The sequence below is a fragment of the Nocardia sp. NPDC051321 genome (assembly GCF_044455225.1).
Classification (GTDB): domain Bacteria; phylum Actinomycetota; class Actinomycetes; order Mycobacteriales; family Mycobacteriaceae; genus Nocardia.
Map to the genome: position 1 here is coordinate 149739 of NZ_JBITEM010000008.1, position 15657 is coordinate 165395.

Below are 15657 nucleotides of genomic sequence, written 5' to 3' on the forward strand. Positions count from 1 at the left end.
CGAATGTCCACCGTGGCCACGCCTCGGTGGACGTTCTATCGAATCCCATTGTGCGCTGGAGTAGCCCGTCCAGAACGTGCTAAACCGCTGGCAGGCAAAGGTTTCAGGCAAGCCTCGACAATTGTTGTCTGACAGTGATTTAAGAGTTTCTTGAACCTCATTTGATTGCCCCGGACGTCGCCGTCCGTCGACTATGGAAGGTGCTGGGACAACCCCTCCCACTGCGGTGCGGGGCCCCCACCATGAGCACATTCGCGACGGAAAGGCATCCGATGCACGGGCTTGACATCGCGCCGAGATTTCACCACCTCGCCATTCAGACCGACGACGTGGACTCCACGATCAGGTGGTACCAGGAATTCCTCGGCGCCACGGTGGAATGGAAGCTCAACAGCTTCTCGCCACTCACTCTCGAGCGACTGCCGGGAATCGAGAAACTGGTTGAGCTGAAAACGGGGGACGTGCGATTCCACGTCTTCGACCGGGCCGAGCACACCCAAGACGGCCCGGACCCGCTCGGCTACCAATATCAACACGTCGGTATCACCGTGAACCGACCGGAAGACCTTGTCGCGCTGCGGGAGCAGTGGCTGAAGGCGCGCGCGTCGACCGATATCGCATGGGCAAGGGACGAGGCACCGTCCGACATCGTGACCGACCCCGACGGCATGCAGAGCCTGTACGTCGTCGACCCGAACGGTCTCGAGATGGAGTTCATCTACTTTCCTGGAGCAGGGTCGTGAGCAGCCGCAACGGACATGAGTCGAATGGGCGTCGTCCGCCCCCATTGCACCCGCATGTGTTGTTCATGCCGCCGCTCGGCGACGATTTCGAGGAATCCTCGGAGGCGTCGGACGACAGTGTGGCCGCGGAGCGGGAAATGTTGGAGTACAACGTCTTCGGTGCCCGGCCGGTCGAGCAGGAGCGGCTGTTCTGGTACCGCTGGATCGCGGGCCACCAGGTCTCGTTCCTGCTGTGGCGGGCCATGTGCGACGTCGTGTGGCAGCACTCCGACGACGAGGGCGACGGACCCGGCGAGCGCGAGCTCGACCTGCTGTCGGCCTGTATCGACGGTTACAGCGCGATGCTGCTCTATTCGTCCACCGTGCCGAGGGACCATTATCACGCGGACATCCGGGCGCGAATGGCGTTGCAGCACCCCGCATTCAGTGGCACCTGGGCGCCGGACTATCGACCGGTCCGCCGACTCTTCCGCGGCAAGATGCCCTGGCAGGACCACCCGTCGTGCGCCGCGCTCGGCGAAGCGGTCGCGCGCAACGAGGTGACACACAGCCACATCGCCGATCATCTTGTGCCGGACGGTCATTCGCTGCTGCAGAAGTCGGCGGGCGCGCCAGGTGTGAGCGTCTCCCGGGAGAAGGAAGACCTGTACGACAACTTCTTCCTGACCGTCCGGCGCCCGGTGAGCCACGCCGAATTCGTGGCGCAGCTCGATTCCCGCATCGCCGACCTCGCCGCCGACCTGGCGCACAACGGGCTGTATCCCAACGTCGACGGCCGGCATCACCCGGTCGTCACCGCCCAGTCCGACGAGGCGATGCGACCGCTGGTCGGCGACATCCTGCACGTGCTCGACCGGGCGGCTCGGCTGGTATCGGACCTGCGACTCGAGGAGGCGCGCCGATGAAACACGGCATAGTCCTACTGCCCGAGCATGAATGGAAGGTCGCCGCCGATCGGTGGCGGGCCGCCGAACAGCTCGGCTACCAGCACGCCTGGACCTACGACCACCTGATGTGGCGCTGGCTGGCGGATCGCCCGTGGTACGGCGCGATTCCGACCCTCACGGCCGCCGCCACCGTCACCAGCTCCATCGGCCTCGGCATGCTCGTGGCCACCCCGAACTTCCGCCATCCGGTCGCGCTCGCCAAGGAACTCGTCACCGTCGACGACATCGCGAGCGGCCGGTTGATCTGCGGACTCGGCTCCGGCGCACCGGGATTCGACGCAAGCGTCCTCGGTGGGCCGGACCTCGGCCCTGCTGAGCGGGCCGACCGATTCGAGGCGTTCGTCGAACTCCTCGATACCGTGCTCGTCCGCGGCTCCGTGACAAAGGTGTCACGCTGGTACACCGCGGCGGGCGTGGATTTCCATCCGCGCGCCGACGACGCCCCGCGCCTACCCTTCGCCGTGGCCGCAACCGGTCCGCGAGGCATGGCGCTGGCCGCCGGATTCGCGCGGTACTGGGTAACTTCCGGGCCGCCCAACGACTTCCGCATGCGGCCGCTGCGCGAGGTCGTCCCGCTGTTGCGAGCTCAGGTGCGCGGCATCGACGCCGCGTGCGAGCGGGCGGGCCGGGACCCAGCGACCCTTGGCAAGTTGTTCGTCGCGGATGCGGCGGCGGGCGGGATCACCAGCTCGCTGGCCGCCTATGAGGACGCCGCCTGCGAGCTCGACGAGATCGGCATCACCGATCTCGTGGTGCACTGGCCGCGCCTCGACCAGCCCTATCAGGGCGACGAACAGGTTGTCGTCGACTTCGCCGAGAAACATCTCGGAGGCGAGTGATGCGAGTATTGCGAGTAGACATGTTCGGTGCCGCACCCGGCCGGGGCAGCACCCTGGACGTGCTCATCCCCGAGGGCCGGTGCGACGAAGCAGTGGTGGCCGAGGCGGCCGAGTATGCGCGCCAAGGCAATTCGGACGAGAGCGCGTTGGTGAGCGAATGCTCCCGAGCGGACAAGACTTTCGCCTCGCGCATCTTCAACACCGACGGCGAGACACCGTTCGGTACGCACTCGCTGGCCGGCGTGGCCGCCTGCCTGGTCGGCACCGGTCGGCTCGACCCGGGTGAGCTCGGCCGGACCGCCGAGGTCGGCTGCCAATGGCTGTGGACCGACGGCACCGCGGTGCGGGTGCCGTTCGAGGGACCCGTTGTGCACGAACAGATTCCGTACGATCCCGGGTTGTTCGGCTGGCACCTGGGTATATCGCACGCAGGTGGCGTCGGCCGGGCTTTCAACTTCGTGCGCGTCACCGAGGACCCGCGATCCCTGCCCATTCCGGATCTCGATCGGATGCGGGAAGTAGGGCTCACCGATCTCACCGCGTTCCGCTGGGATCCGGATCGACAAGAGGTGCTTGCCCGAGTGTTCGCGCCCGGGTTCGGCATTCCGGAGGACGCCGGTTGCCTGCCCGCGGCGGCCGCGCTCGGACTCACCGGGCTCGGCTTGACCGCCGACGGCCGGTCGCCCGTGACGGTCCGCCAGGTGACGGGAGACGGCAACGAATCCGTCTTCGGCTGCACCGGTTCCGTCCGTGACGGCACCGCGAGCGTGCGGATCACCGGGCAGGTCTGGGTTCCCGCAATCGACGACGAGCAGAAGGCGAGTGAGGCATGACAAGACGACCGGAAGCCGGAGTGACAATGCCGAGCGCGGGCGGCATGGTCGACGAGGCGCGGCGTCGCGACGACGTCGATCCGCTCGCCAAGTACGCGCGGGAGTTCGCCACCGAAGGTGCCATTCACCTCAACGGCAATTCGCTGGGCCCGCCGCGCGCCGGCCTCGCGGCCGAGCTCGATCGCGTCGTGTCCGGCCAATGGGCGCCTCGACAGGTACAGGCCTGGTTCCAGGACGGATGGCTGGATCTGCCTCGTACGGTGGGCGACAAGCTGGGCACCCTGCTCGGCGCGGGTCCCGGGCAGGTGCTGGTCGCCGGGGAGACGACCTCGACGACCCTGTTCAACGCGTTGACCGCCGCCTGCCGCCTGCGTCCGGACCGCCCTGTGCTGCTGATCGAAGCCGAGTCGTTCCCGACCGACCTGTACATCGCGGATTCGGTGGCCGAGCTGCTGGACCGTGAGCTGGTCGTCGAGACGGGTACCGGCTTCGATGAATACTTGCGGGACAACGGCACTCAGGTGGCCGTTGCGCTCGCCGCGCCCGTGGATTTCCGCACGGGGGAGCGGCGCGAGATCCGCCCGATCACCGCGCTGTGCCACGCTGTCGGGGCATTGTCAGTGTGGGACCTCAGCCACGCGACGGGTGTCCTCCCGGTCGATCTCGATGCCAATGCGGTCGATCTCGCCGTCGGATGCGGGTACAAATATCTCGGCGGTGGCCCTGGGGCGCCGGCGTTCACCTACGTCCCCATCCGGCTCCAGTCGACAGTGGACTTCCCGCTCGCGGGTTGGCACGGACACGCCAAGCCATTCGCGATGGTGCAGACGTTCATACCCGCCGACGACATCGATCGGGCACGGACGGGCACACCACCGCTGCTCAGCCTCGTCGGCCTGAATCACGCTCTCGCCCCGTTGGTCGAGGTCGGCATCCACGAGTTGCACCGGCGCTCAAAGGAACTCAGCGGGTTCTTCCTGGAATGCCTCGCGAACCGCAGCCCGGAATTGCTGGCTCAGCTCGCGTCCCCCGAGGACGCGGACCGCCGTGGCGGACACCTCGCACTGCGAGTTCTCCAGGCGGACAGGGTCGAAAGCGCGCTCGCCGACAGCGGCGTGCTCGTCGACGCACGGCCACCCGACCTGATCCGCTTCGCCTTCGCGCCGCTGTACGTGACGCACGAGCAGGTGTCGCGCGCGGTCGATGTGCTGTGCCGCGCCGTGGAAGGAAAGTCATGACAAGCGCCCCGGAGTATCTCGCTCCCGAGTACGTCACCTACGCCCATATGGACGAACTGCACGAACTGCAACGCCCGCGCAGCGATGCCCGCGGCGAGCTGAACTTCATCCTGATCAGCCATGTGAAGGAGTTGCTGTTCCGCGCGGTGATCGACGATCTCGACGTCGCCCGCCGCGCGCTGGAACGCGACGACGTGGCAGGCACCTGCCTGGCGCTGGCCCGGGCGACCCGCACCCAGCGAGTCCTGGTGGCCTGCTGGGAGTCGATGAACGGCATGTCGGTCGACGAGTTCATCGCGTTCCGGCATGTGCTCAACGACGCGTCCGGCACCCAGTCCTTCGCCTATCGCGCTTTGGAATTCGTGATGGGCAACCGGCCCGAGCGTCAGGTAGAGGCGGCGGTCCGGGACGGGCACCCGTTGCTGCGCGCCGAACTGGAGCAGCCGTCGCTGTACGACGCGGTATTGCAACACCTTGCCAGGCAAGGATTTTCGGTTCCGGCCGAGTGCCTCGCGAAACCGCCTGCACAGCAACATGAATCGCACCCGCTCGTCGAAGACGTGTGGCTGGAGATCTACCGGTACCCGGAGCGTCATCGCGACGCGCACCGGCTGGCGGAGAGCCTGCTAGAAGTCGCCTATCAGTTCTCGCACTGGCGGGCCACCCACCTGCTGGTCGTCGAACGGATGCTCGGCGGCAAGAGCGGCACCGCGGGCACCGACGGAGCACCGTGGCTGCGCGCCATCAACGAACACCGCTTCTTCCCGGAACTGTGGACCTTCCGCACCCGGATGTAGACGCGCCGATACCGATCAAGAACACCTGCTGGAGGAACGAATCACGATGACGGAACTGAAGACCGAGCTGACGAAACCGGTCGACCTCACCTCGCTTGTCCCGGTGTTGTTCGGGTTTGCCGCCTTTCAGCAGCTGCGTGCTGCCTCGGAATTGCAACTGTTCGAATACCTCGACCTGAACGGCCCGTCCACCAGCGACCAGGCCGCCGCGGGGTTGGGGCTACCCGCCAAATCCGCGCGCCAGCTGCTGCTCGGCACCACCTCGCTCGGCCTGACCGACCGCGAGGGGGAGCAGTACACGCTGAGCGCGATGCTGCACGACGCGATGGCCGACGGCACCTGGCCGCTCATCCGCAACATCATCGACTTCCAGCAGCGGCTGTCCTACCTGCCCGCGAAGGAGTACGCCGAGTCGCTGCGGACCGGGAAGAACCTCGGCCTGAAACACCTGCCGGGCAAGGGCAATGACCTGTACACCCGGCTCGAGCAGACACCGGAGCTGGAAGCGCTGTTCTTCCGCGGCATGCACTCCTGGTCGGAACTGTCCAATCCGGTGCTGCTGCACCAGGTGGACTACAGCGGCGTGACCAAGCTCCTCGATGTCGGTGGTGGCGACGCGGTCAACGCGATCGCGCTCGCCCAGGCGCACCCGCACTTGAAGATCACGGTGTTCGACCTCGCGGGCGCGGTCGAGGTGGCCGGTGACAATATCGCGGCCGCCGGACTCGGCGACCGGATCGATGTGGTGGCCGGTGACATGTTCGGCGATCCGCTGCCCGGTGGATACGACATGGCGCTGTTCGCCCATCAGTTCGTGATCTGGTCACCTCAGCAGAACCAGGCGTTGCTCGAACGGGCGCACGCGGCGCTGCCGCCGGGCGGCCGGGTGATCGTCTTCAACGCGTTCGCCGACGACGACGGGCGTGGGCCGCTCTATACCGCTCTGGATAATGTGTACTTCGCGACATTGCCTGCAGAGGAATCCACGATTTACCCGTGGCGCGAACACGAAGAGTGGCTCGTCGCCGCCGGGTTCGTCGATATCAAGCGGATCCGCAACGAGGGCTGGACGCCGCACGGCGTCATCGAAGGGCGTAAGGCCGATGAGTAAGCTACTCGACCGCGAATACTCGCCGAGCTCGGTCGCGCGCGATACCGCCCGGTCGCTGCGGCGGTACCGGACGCACAGCGACGCCGCTCGCTCCCGGCTCGACGTGCACATCGCGGTGCCGTACGGCGAGGGGCACGGCGAGCGGTGCCACGTGTTTCCCGCGGTTCCGCAGGGCACCCGAGGGCCGCAGACGCCCGCGCTGGTGTTCGTGCACGGCGGGCACTGGCAGGAGTCCGGCATCGATGACGCCTGCTTCGCCGCCGAGCACGCGGTGGCGCACGGATGTGCCTATGTCGCAGTGGGTTACGGGCTCGCCCCGGATCGCACGGTGCCCGGCATGATCGCCTCGGTGGCCAGGGCGCTGGAATGGCTCGTCACCACCGGGCCGATGCTGGGGATCGACCCGGAGCAGTTGCACGTGGCAGGCAGCAGCGCGGGCGCGCATCTGCTCGCCGCGGCGCTCACCGGCGACGGCGCGCCACAGGTGCGCAGTGCGTGCCTGCTGAGTGGGTTGTACGACCTCACCGAGATTCCGCAGACCTACGTCAACGACGCCGTCCGGCTCACGCCCGAGCTCGCTCTCGCGTGTAGCCCGCTGGGGATGCCGCCGCCCCGGTGCGATTCGGTCCTGCTCGCCGTCGGCAGGCACGAGACGCGCACCTATCTGCGCCAACACGAGACATACGCGGAATTACTTTCCGCACAGTCGATCCCGGTGACCGCGCAGATCGTGCCTGAGCGCGACCACTTCGACCTGCCGCTGGACCTGGTTGACCCGTCGACCCCGTTCGGCCGGACCAGCCTGCGGCACCTCGGCCTGGCGCCGCGCCGCCGAGCCCCATCCACACCGGAAGGAACGGTGACATCAGCGCGATGAAACAGACACTGACCGCCCCGGTCGAGTCCGCCACGGCGGGCCCGGCCGAGGGTGCGACAACCGAAACCATCGTCGACGCCTTCGTGCGAACGGCGCGCGAACATGCCGACCGCGAGGCGATCTCCGACGGCACCACCACCCTGACCTACGCGGAATTGGACAACCTCAGCAGCCAGATCGCGCGGTCACTGAGCGCGCGTGGCCTGACGACAGGGGCGCGGGTCGGGGTGCATCTCGACCGCGGCCTCGCTACCTATCAGGTGTTCCTCGGCATTCTCAAGGCCGGTCTGGTGGTGGTCCCGTTCAATCCTGTCCACCCCGCGGACCACAAGTCTCGGATGTTCCAGGTCGCCGAGCCGGCCCTGACGGTGACCGATACCGGTGCGGCAGCGGGCATTCCGGCGCGGACGTGCTTGCCGATCGGTGAATTGTTGTCGGCCGCGGCATCGTTGTCCACGGAATCCGGGCCGTCCGCGGTGACCGCGGCCGCGCCGGCGTTCATCCTGTTCACGTCGGGCTCGACCGGCGTGCCCAAGGGTGTGGTGATCGCCCATCGCGGGATCTCCCGGGTTTCCCAGCAGCTGATCGGTTTCACGCCAGGACCGGACGACCGGTTCCTGCAGCTCGCGCAGCCGGCGTTCGCCGCGTCGACCACGGATATCTGGACCTGTCTGCTGCGTGGCGGCCGCCTCACGGTCGCGCCGCAGGAGATGCCGCCGCTCGGCGACCTCGCGAGACTGATTGCCCGCGAGCGGATTACCGTGCTCAACCTCTCGGTCGGCCTGTTCAACCTGCTCGTCGAGCACCACTCGGAGCACCTGTCGCACGTCAGGACCGTAATCGTCAGCGGCGACTTCCCCTCCGCGTCGCACCTCGAGCGCGCACTGGCCGTTGTCGACGGCGATGTGTTCAACGCCTTCGGATGCACCGAGAACTCCGCGTTGACCGCGGTGCACAAGATCACCGCGGCGGACCTGTCCAATGCCGAGATCCCGGTGGGCCGACCCATGCCCACCGTCGAAATGACCGTGCGTGACGAGGCATTGGAAGTATGTCCGCCCGACCGCATCGGCGAGCTGTGCATCGCGGGCGATGGTGTAGCCGCCGGATATCTCGGCGACCCGGAGCAGACCGAGCGGAAGTTCGTCCGGCACGACGGTCAGCGACTGCTGCGGACCGGCGATCTGGCCAAGCAGACCACCGACGGGGAGATCGTGCTCGCCGGGCGGACCGACCAGATGGTGAAGGTGCGCGGATTCCGGGTGGAGCCAAGGCATGTCGAGCTGACGGCCGAGGCGTTCCCCGGCGTCCAGCAGGCGGTCGCGCAGGCGGTCCCGAGCGGTGGGGCCGCCGATCAGCTCGCGCTGTGGTGTGTGCCGACCACCGGCAAGGAAATCGCCGAAGCCGACCTGCTGGAACATCTGCGAAATCAGCTGCCCGACTACATGGTTCCGTCGATGGTGTTGGTGGTCGACGCGTTTCCGCGCAACGCCAACGGGAAGATCGATCGAAAGGAGCTCGGCTCGCGGCTCGCGGCACACAGTGCGGACGAAGCCGACGAGGACGTCGGCGACAGCGCCGCATCCAGCGTGACCCCGGACCGGCTCGCAGCGGTCGTTCGTTCGTCGCTGGCGGACATCACCAAAACCGACGAGCTCGACCTGGACGCCGGTCTCATCGAAAGCGGGGTCACCTCACTGCAATTGATCGACCTCGGCGCCCGGCTCGAGGACGTGCTGGGCGTCGCGCTGGCACCCGACGACATTGTCGGCGCAGGCACCGTGCGCGGTGTCGCCGACCTGATCCGCACCAAGCGTGCCCGAGGCTGACATGACGGCTACCGATCAACACACCGCGAACGGCACGCAGCGCCTGCCCGCGTCGCCGGCTCAACCTGGACTGTGGTTCGACAGCATCTACGGGGCCGATCCCACGGCGTACAACCAGCCACTGGTGTTGCGTCTGGGAACCCGGTTGGACCACGAACATCTCCTAGCGGCCCTGGACGTCGTCCACCGAGAGCATGCCGCGCTGCGCACCACCTTCGAGATGGCTGCCGACGGCGAGCTGCGGCAGGTGGTGCATCGCGAGCTGGCACCGACCGTCGATGTACGCGACCATGCCGGTGGCGAGACCGAGGCGTGGGTGGCCGAGCAGGTGCACGAGATCGCCAGCGCCGCTTTCGATCTGCGCGCCGGACCGCTCGCGCGGGTACGACACCTCCGGTTCGGCGACGCGGGCAACAGCGTGCTGGTGTTCAACATCCACCACACCGTCTTCGACGGCATGTCGTGGAGGCCGTACCTCAGTCAGGTGGAAGCGGCCTACACCGCGGTGCTGCGCGGCGACGCACCGTCACGGCAGGATCGGCGTCAGGCCATCGAGGCCTATGAGCGGTGGACCGAATTGTCCACCGACGCCGAGACATTGCGGTACTGGCGAGACAAGCTGGCCGACGCGCCGGCGGCGGCCCCGCTCGGCCTGCCTGCCGAGGGCACCGCACGGCATGTCACCCGGCAGGTGCTGCTCGACGAGCGGGTGTCGGCGCGCGTGCGTGAGTTCTGCGCCGCAGCGGGCGTCACCACCAGCATGTTCTTCGTCGCGCTCAGCTTCGTGCTGCTGCGCCGGCAGACCGGTCAGGACGACGTGCTGCTCGGCCTCCCGGTTTCCGTGCGCGGTGCCGGTGACGCCGAGGTGCTCGCACATCTCACCAATACCGTTGTGCTGCAACATCGGTTCGACCGCCAGTCGACTGCCCGCGACGTGCTGCGCGCGGTGAAACGGGAAGTGCTGGACGCACTTCGGCACCGGCACGCGCCGCTGGAAGCCGTCCTCGGCGAGCTGCGCGCGGCCGGGGGCAGCCAGGACGGCGCCCTGTTCAACGCGATGGTCACCGTAATGCCCGCCGCCGCCCGGCGTTTGGACCTGCCCGATTGGGGAGTCGAGACGTGGGAGCACGAGACGGGCGGAGCCAAGTACGACTTGGCGATCACGGTGGACGAGACCCCCGACCACTACACCCTGGTCGTCGAGCACGCGACCGCCGCGGCCGACGGCGAGAAATTCACCGAATACCTGGCGCAGCGCCTGCAGGTCCTGCTGGACAGCGTGCTCACCGACCCCGACGCGCAGGTCGACGACCTGCACTGGACGAGCGAGGAGGAGCAGCGCGCGATCGCCGAGCTGTGCGCGCGCCGGACCGACGCTCCCGAGCTCGGCACCGAGTTGACCGCCGACCTGTTCGCGGCGACTACGGCGTCGGCGAGTGTGGACCCCGCGATCACCGTGGACGGCACCGTCGTCACCTACGCCGAATTGGCGAGGCGCGCAGACGAGTTTGCGGCGACCCTGGCGGACCGCGGCGTCCGCGACGGGCAGCCGGTCGCGGTATTGATGCGGCCGGGGCTCGACCTGATCGCCTCGGTGCTCGGGATCTTGCGGGCGGGCGGCGGTTACGTCACGCTCGATGCCGATCAACCGTGGGATCGACTGAACTTCACCTTGAACGACTGTGGCGCAACGATTCTGGTGCGCGCGCCCGAGATCGACATCACGGATGCCTCGCTGCCCGACGCGCTCGAGGTCATCGATGCGACCGAAATAGCCAGTGCGGAAACCTCCTTCGAGCAGCCGAGGAAGACGCCGGAGGATACGGCCTACATCGTGTACACCTCGGGCTCCACCGGCCGCCCCAAGGGCGTTCGGATGCCGGAGATCACGCTGGCCAACCTCGTGCACAACCAGGCCCTCTTCACCTCGGACCGCCGGATGCGCACGCTGCAGTACATGCCACCCGCCTTCGACGTATTCGCCATCGAGGTGTTCGGAACACTGTGTAACGGCGGCACTTTGGTCATTCCACCCGCGCGGGCCCGCACCGATTTCGAGGCCTTGGCCACGCTGCTGGCCCAAGAGCGGGTCGAGCGGGCGTATCTCCCGTATGTCACCCTCCGCGAGCTCGCCGCCGTGCTGCGGTCGTCCACGGTGGAACTGCCGGACCTGCGCGAGGTGTATGTCACCGGCGAGCGGCTGGTGATCACCGGCGACGTGCGGGCGATGTTCCGGCGGAATCCGGACGCCCGGCTGATCAACGCGTACGGGCCGTCGGAGGCCCACCTGTGCAGCTGGGACGAGCTTCCCGCCGATCCTGAGACGTGGCCGACCATCCCGTCCATCGGCCGGGTGGTCGCGGGGGTCGACGCGTACGTGCTCGACGCCGATTCGACCGGCGCGGCCCGGCGGGCGCCGTTCGGCGTCGAAGGGGAACTGTGCGTTGCGGGACCGGTCGTCTCGCCCGGATACCTTGGGCTGCCGGACAAGACGCGCGAAGCCATGGTCCCGGATCCGTTCGTCGCCGGGCAGCTGATGTACCGCACCGGTGACGTGGTGGTGCTGGCACCGGACGGGCGCCTGCACTACCGCGGCCGCAAGGACGACCAGGTCAAGATTCGCGGTTACCGCGTCGAACCCGGCGAGGTCGAGGCCGCGCTCGAGCGCGAGTTGGACGTGGACGCGGCCGCCGTGATCGTGGTGTCCGACGGGGGTGACCGCGCGCTGCACGCATTCGTGCAGAGCGACGCGGAGCCGCCGCGGGATTGGCGCACTCGGCTCGGTGCGGTGCTGCCCGGATACATGATTCCGCGACAGGTCACCCGGCTGGACACCATCCCGGTGACACCGAACGGGAAGACCGACCGCCGTGCCCTGGAGTCGTTGCCTACTGAGGCGCCCGAACCCGCCGCGAATTCCGATGTCGCATGGACGGATTCGGAACGGACGATGGCCGAGCTGTGGAATGAGGTGCTCGGACAACACCCGGGCACCCCCGAGGACGACTTCTTCGTACTCGGCGGCCACTCGCTGCTCGCCGCGCGCCTGCACCGGCTGGTCAAGCAGCGCTTCCACACCGACGTCGCGCTGTCCACGCTGCTGAGCACGCCGACACCGCACGGCATGACCAAGAGCCTTGCCGACCGCAATGCGGCCGCGGCACCGGACCTCAGCGCGGACACCCGCCTGCCCGACCTGGTCGTCGGGGAGCGGGAGGAACCGGTCGGCGGCGCGGTATTCCTCACCGGCGCAACCGGATTCCTCGGCAGCCACCTGCTCGACGAGCTGCTGCGCACCGGGCACCGCGTGCATTGCCTGGTCCGTGCCGACAGCGTCGCGGACGGGCGGGACCGCCTGCGCCGGACGTTCCGGAAGTTCGCGCTCGACCCCTCCGGGCTCGACGAGGTCGGCGTATGCCTCGGCAATCTCGACCAACCGCGATTCGGTCTCGGCAACGACTACGAGGCCTTGGCGCGTGCGGTTACCGATGTCTATCACGCGGCCGCGCATATCAACTTCGTCGTGCCCTATCACACGGTCAAGCGCACGAACGTCGACGGACTGCGCAACCTGCTCGACTTCTGCGGGATCAACCGCACACCCTTGCGGCTGATCTCCACGCTCGGCGTCTTCCCGCCGGATTCCACCTCCGGCCAGGTCGGCGAGGACACCGTGCCGGGTGACCCCGCGTCGCTCGGCATCGGGTACTCGCAGAGCAAATGGGTTGCCGAGCAGCTCGCGTTCCGGGCACGGGACGCCGGGCTACCGGTCACCGTGCACCGCGTCGGCCGCATCGCCGGTCACCGCCGGACCGGAGCATGCAGGCACGACGACTTCTTCTGGTTGCAGATGAAGGGATTCGCGCTGCTCGGCTGCTACCCGGACGACATCGTCGAGACCCCGGCCATCGATCTGCTGCCGGTGGACTACGTCGCGCGAGCGATCATCCGCCTGTCGGAAGACAAGCCGGACAACGAGAATTGGCATCTGTACCACCCGGACGGACTCGACTGGCCAACCATCGTCGAGGCCATTCGCGCGGAGGGTTACGCGACCGTCTCGACCAGCGGATCCGAGTGGATGGCCGCGCTGGAACGGGAGGCCGCCGAGAACGACGATCAGCGCCGCGGACTCGGCCCGCTGGTGCCGCTCATGCGCGAGGGCGTGATGCGCCTGGGCGCGCATTCGTTCGATAACGCGAAATCCGGGCGCGCCCTCGCCGACGTCGGATGCCCTTACCCGCAGGCGGATCCGGGATGGATTCACCGGATGTTCGAGTATTTCCGCGCCGTCGGCGCCATCGCGCAGCCCGCACATGGAGGAGACAACGATGACTGAATTAGCGATGCGCTCGGTAGTGATCATCGGCGCCGGGCCGGTCGGCTGCGCGCTGGCCACACTGCTGCGGCGGCAAGGGCTGCAGGTCGATCTGTTCGAGCGGCAAACGGAGTCGGCGGGCACCGGGTCCGGTCACTCGTTCAACCTGACGCTCACCTCACGCGGGCTCGACTGCCTGCCGCTCTCGGTCCGGCGCCGCCTGTATCTGCAGGGTTCGGTGCTGGCCAAACGGATCATCCACCATCGTGATGGCGCGATCTCCACGCAGGCGTACGGGACGAGTCACAACCATCACCTGCTGTCCATCCCGCGCGGGATCCTGCAGGACCTGCTGCGTGATCAGGCGTTGCGTGCGGGCGCTCGAATCCACTACGGACGGGAGTGCGTCGACGTCGACACCGCGCGTGCCGCGGCGCTGCTGCGGGATCGGGACGGTTCCTCGACCTGGGTCGCCGGTGATCTGCTCGTCGGCTGCGACGGCGCGAACAGTGCGGTGCGGGACGCCATCGTCGCCGCGCATCCGGATGACATGCGGATGACGCGCGACACCATCGCGCACGGCTATGCCGAGATCACCATGGACTACCGGGATGCCGACCCGACGGGCATGCACCTGTGGCCGCGCGGCGACCACTTCCTGCAGGCCCAGCCGAATCGGGATCAGACCTTCACCACCAGCCTGTTCAAGCCGACGGCCGGTACGGGTGCGGGACGGCACTTTTCGGATCTGCCGTCGGCGGCGACGATCAGCGACTACTGCGCGAGGGAATTCCCCGATGTCTTCGGGCGGATGGCCGAGGTCGGCAACGAACTGGCCGGTCGAAGTCCAGGACAGCTCCGGATCATCAACACCGCGCCCTATCACCATCGGCGCGCGGTGCTGGTCGGCGATGCCGCGCACGCCGTTGTCCCGTTCTACGGACAGGGCATCAACTGCAGTTTCGAGGATGCCGCCACGCTGGCGAGTCTGCTGGAGAAGTTCCAGGCCGCGGTCCGGTCCGAGGGTGGCACCGTCCGGACGGTCGCGGAAGTCGTTGTCGACGAATACAGCGACGTGCGGGTCAAGGCCGGGCACGCGCTCGCCGAGTTGTCGATGCGAAACCTCGAAGAACTCTCCGACCACGTGAACAGCCCGCTGTTCCTGGCACGCAAGGCGCTGGAACGACGGCTGCACGAGCTGCGTCCCGATTTGTACACGCCGCTTTACCAATTGGTGGCGTTCACGCACATGCCCTACGACGCCGTCCAACGGGTGCAGCAGGAGTCGAGCGCGGTGCTGGACGCGCTGTGCCAGGGGCGCGACGTTCGAGCCGAGCAGGACGCCATCATCGAGGAGTTCGCCGAGTCGTACGGCGGCACGTTCACGCCGCAGTTCACTCCGTCCACGGCACGGATGGGGTGAGGGCGGCGGGTTATCCGGCCGGGTTATCCGGCCGCCCCGCCGGCCCGGACCGGCTCGGCGGTCGGCGCCGACTTGCCGCGGGTCGCTTCGTCATTGAAGCGGAACCCGACGCCGTGCACGGTGACGATCCAGTCCGGGGAGCCGAGCTTCTTGCGGACACTGCTGAGGTGGGTGTCGATGGTCCGGCTGGCCAGCGACGTCACCTCGGCGTCCACATCGTCATATCCCCACACCCGCTGCAGCAGTTCGGCCCGGCAGAAAACCTTCTGCGGTTCGGTGGCGAGCAGGCGAAGCAGCTCGAACTCCTTGCGGGTCAACTCGATCAGCCGATTACCGACCCTGACCTCGCGCAGCGCCGAGTCGATCTCCAGTTGGCCGACGATGAGTGCCGGTTGGGACATCATGTGCACGCGGCGCAGCAGGCCTCTCAGCCGCGCCATCAGCTCACGGCTGTGATACGGCTTCACGACGCAGTCGTCGCAACCGGCTTCCAGCGCGAGCACCTGATCCAGCTCGAAGGACGAAAAACCGATGATCGGAATATCGCTGGCCCGGCGGATTTCCCGGCACAGGGTGAGTCCGTCGAAATCGGTGAAGTCGAGATCGATGAGGATCACGTCGAAATCGGGGTAGGCGGCCAGGACTTCGGCTCCGGTGGCGATGGGCTCGGGTTCGAAACCGTGCCGCTTGAGGTCCATGACC

Annotated in this window: 12 protein-coding genes; 11 read left to right on the forward strand and 1 reads right to left on the reverse strand. The window is 67.6% G+C overall.

All coding sequences use genetic code 11. The features are described 5' to 3' along the window. Positions 1-242 precede the first annotated feature (242 nt). The 11 genes from ACIA8C_RS20480 to ACIA8C_RS20530 are packed head-to-tail and all read left to right on the forward strand — an operon-like array spanning position 243 to position 14955. Entirely contained in the window at positions 243-743 is a 501-nt protein-coding gene (locus tag ACIA8C_RS20480; protein ID WP_397136861.1) for a VOC family protein, read from the forward strand. Beyond that, positions 740-1648, forward strand: a complete 909-nt coding sequence (locus tag ACIA8C_RS20485; RefSeq protein ID WP_397136863.1) for an L-tyrosine 3-hydroxylase — start codon at positions 740-742, stop codon at positions 1646-1648. Before ACIA8C_RS20480 ends, ACIA8C_RS20485 begins: the two co-directional genes overlap by 4 nt. Next, positions 1645-2529: an LLM class flavin-dependent oxidoreductase gene (locus ACIA8C_RS20490; RefSeq protein WP_397136865.1), complete on the forward strand. Its 885-nt coding sequence runs from the start codon at positions 1645-1647 to the stop codon at positions 2527-2529. The genes ACIA8C_RS20485 and ACIA8C_RS20490 overlap by 4 nt, the downstream gene beginning before the upstream one ends. After that, positions 2529-3362: a phenazine biosynthesis protein PhzF gene (locus tag ACIA8C_RS20495; RefSeq protein ID WP_397136867.1), complete on the forward strand. Its 834-nt coding sequence runs from the start codon at positions 2529-2531 to the stop codon at positions 3360-3362. Before ACIA8C_RS20490 ends, ACIA8C_RS20495 begins: the two co-directional genes overlap by 1 nt. Further along, positions 3359-4600 (forward strand): aminotransferase class V-fold PLP-dependent enzyme, encoded by a 1242-nt coding sequence (locus ACIA8C_RS20500; protein WP_397136869.1) that lies wholly within the window; start codon positions 3359-3361, stop codon positions 4598-4600. The genes ACIA8C_RS20495 and ACIA8C_RS20500 overlap by 4 nt, the downstream gene beginning before the upstream one ends. Beyond that, positions 4597-5397, forward strand: a complete 801-nt coding sequence (locus ACIA8C_RS20505) for a tryptophan 2,3-dioxygenase (RefSeq protein ID WP_397136871.1) — start codon at positions 4597-4599, stop codon at positions 5395-5397. The genes ACIA8C_RS20500 and ACIA8C_RS20505 overlap by 4 nt, the downstream gene beginning before the upstream one ends. 46 nt (positions 5398-5443) lie before the next feature. After that, positions 5444-6508, forward strand: a complete 1065-nt coding sequence (locus ACIA8C_RS20510) for a methyltransferase (protein WP_397136873.1) — start codon at positions 5444-5446, stop codon at positions 6506-6508. Continuing rightward, positions 6501-7385 carry an alpha/beta hydrolase gene (locus ACIA8C_RS20515; RefSeq protein WP_397136875.1) on the forward strand — a complete coding sequence of 295 codons (885 nt, stop codon included), beginning with the start codon at positions 6501-6503 and terminating at the stop codon, positions 7383-7385. Before ACIA8C_RS20510 ends, ACIA8C_RS20515 begins: the two co-directional genes overlap by 8 nt. Further along, positions 7382-9214 (forward strand): non-ribosomal peptide synthetase, encoded by a 1833-nt coding sequence (locus ACIA8C_RS20520; protein WP_397136877.1) that lies wholly within the window; start codon positions 7382-7384, stop codon positions 9212-9214. The genes ACIA8C_RS20515 and ACIA8C_RS20520 overlap by 4 nt, the downstream gene beginning before the upstream one ends. Position 9215: 1 nt before the next feature. Continuing rightward, positions 9216-13553 (forward strand): amino acid adenylation domain-containing protein, encoded by a 4338-nt coding sequence (locus ACIA8C_RS20525; RefSeq protein WP_397136879.1) that lies wholly within the window; start codon positions 9216-9218, stop codon positions 13551-13553. Next, positions 13546-14955 carry an FAD-dependent oxidoreductase gene (locus tag ACIA8C_RS20530; protein ID WP_397136881.1) on the forward strand — a complete coding sequence of 470 codons (1410 nt, stop codon included), beginning with the start codon at positions 13546-13548 and terminating at the stop codon, positions 14953-14955. The genes ACIA8C_RS20525 and ACIA8C_RS20530 overlap by 8 nt, the downstream gene beginning before the upstream one ends. 23 nt (positions 14956-14978) lie before the next feature. Here the strand turns inward: ACIA8C_RS20530 and ACIA8C_RS20535 are convergent, their stop codons facing one another. Next, on the reverse strand, positions 14979-15653 hold the full coding sequence (locus ACIA8C_RS20535; protein WP_397136883.1) for a response regulator transcription factor: 675 nt from the start codon (positions 15651-15653) through the stop codon (positions 14979-14981). Positions 15654-15657 lie beyond the last annotated feature (4 nt).

Bases quoted from the DNA above. Each gene is read 5' to 3' on its own strand.
- ACIA8C_RS20480 (WP_397136861.1), top strand. From the start codon at position 243: ATGAGCACATTCGCGACGGAAAGGCATCCGATGCACGGGCTTGACATC.
- ACIA8C_RS20535 (WP_397136883.1), bottom strand. From the start codon at position 15,653: ATGGACCTCAAGCGGCACGGTTTCGAACCCGAGCCCATCGCCACCGGA.
- ACIA8C_RS20500 (WP_397136869.1), top strand. From the start codon at position 3,359: ATGACAAGACGACCGGAAGCCGGAGTGACAATGCCGAGCGCGGGCGGC.
- ACIA8C_RS20520 (WP_397136877.1), top strand. From the start codon at position 7,382: ATGAAACAGACACTGACCGCCCCGGTCGAGTCCGCCACGGCGGGCCCG.
- ACIA8C_RS20490 (WP_397136865.1), top strand. From the start codon at position 1,645: ATGAAACACGGCATAGTCCTACTGCCCGAGCATGAATGGAAGGTCGCC.
- ACIA8C_RS20510 (WP_397136873.1), top strand. From the start codon at position 5,444: ATGACGGAACTGAAGACCGAGCTGACGAAACCGGTCGACCTCACCTCG.
- ACIA8C_RS20495 (WP_397136867.1), top strand. From the start codon at position 2,529: ATGCGAGTATTGCGAGTAGACATGTTCGGTGCCGCACCCGGCCGGGGC.
- ACIA8C_RS20505 (WP_397136871.1), top strand. From the start codon at position 4,597: ATGACAAGCGCCCCGGAGTATCTCGCTCCCGAGTACGTCACCTACGCC.
- ACIA8C_RS20530 (WP_397136881.1), top strand. From the start codon at position 13,546: ATGACTGAATTAGCGATGCGCTCGGTAGTGATCATCGGCGCCGGGCCG.
- ACIA8C_RS20525 (WP_397136879.1), top strand. From the start codon at position 9,216: ATGACGGCTACCGATCAACACACCGCGAACGGCACGCAGCGCCTGCCC.
- ACIA8C_RS20515 (WP_397136875.1), top strand. From the start codon at position 6,501: ATGAGTAAGCTACTCGACCGCGAATACTCGCCGAGCTCGGTCGCGCGC.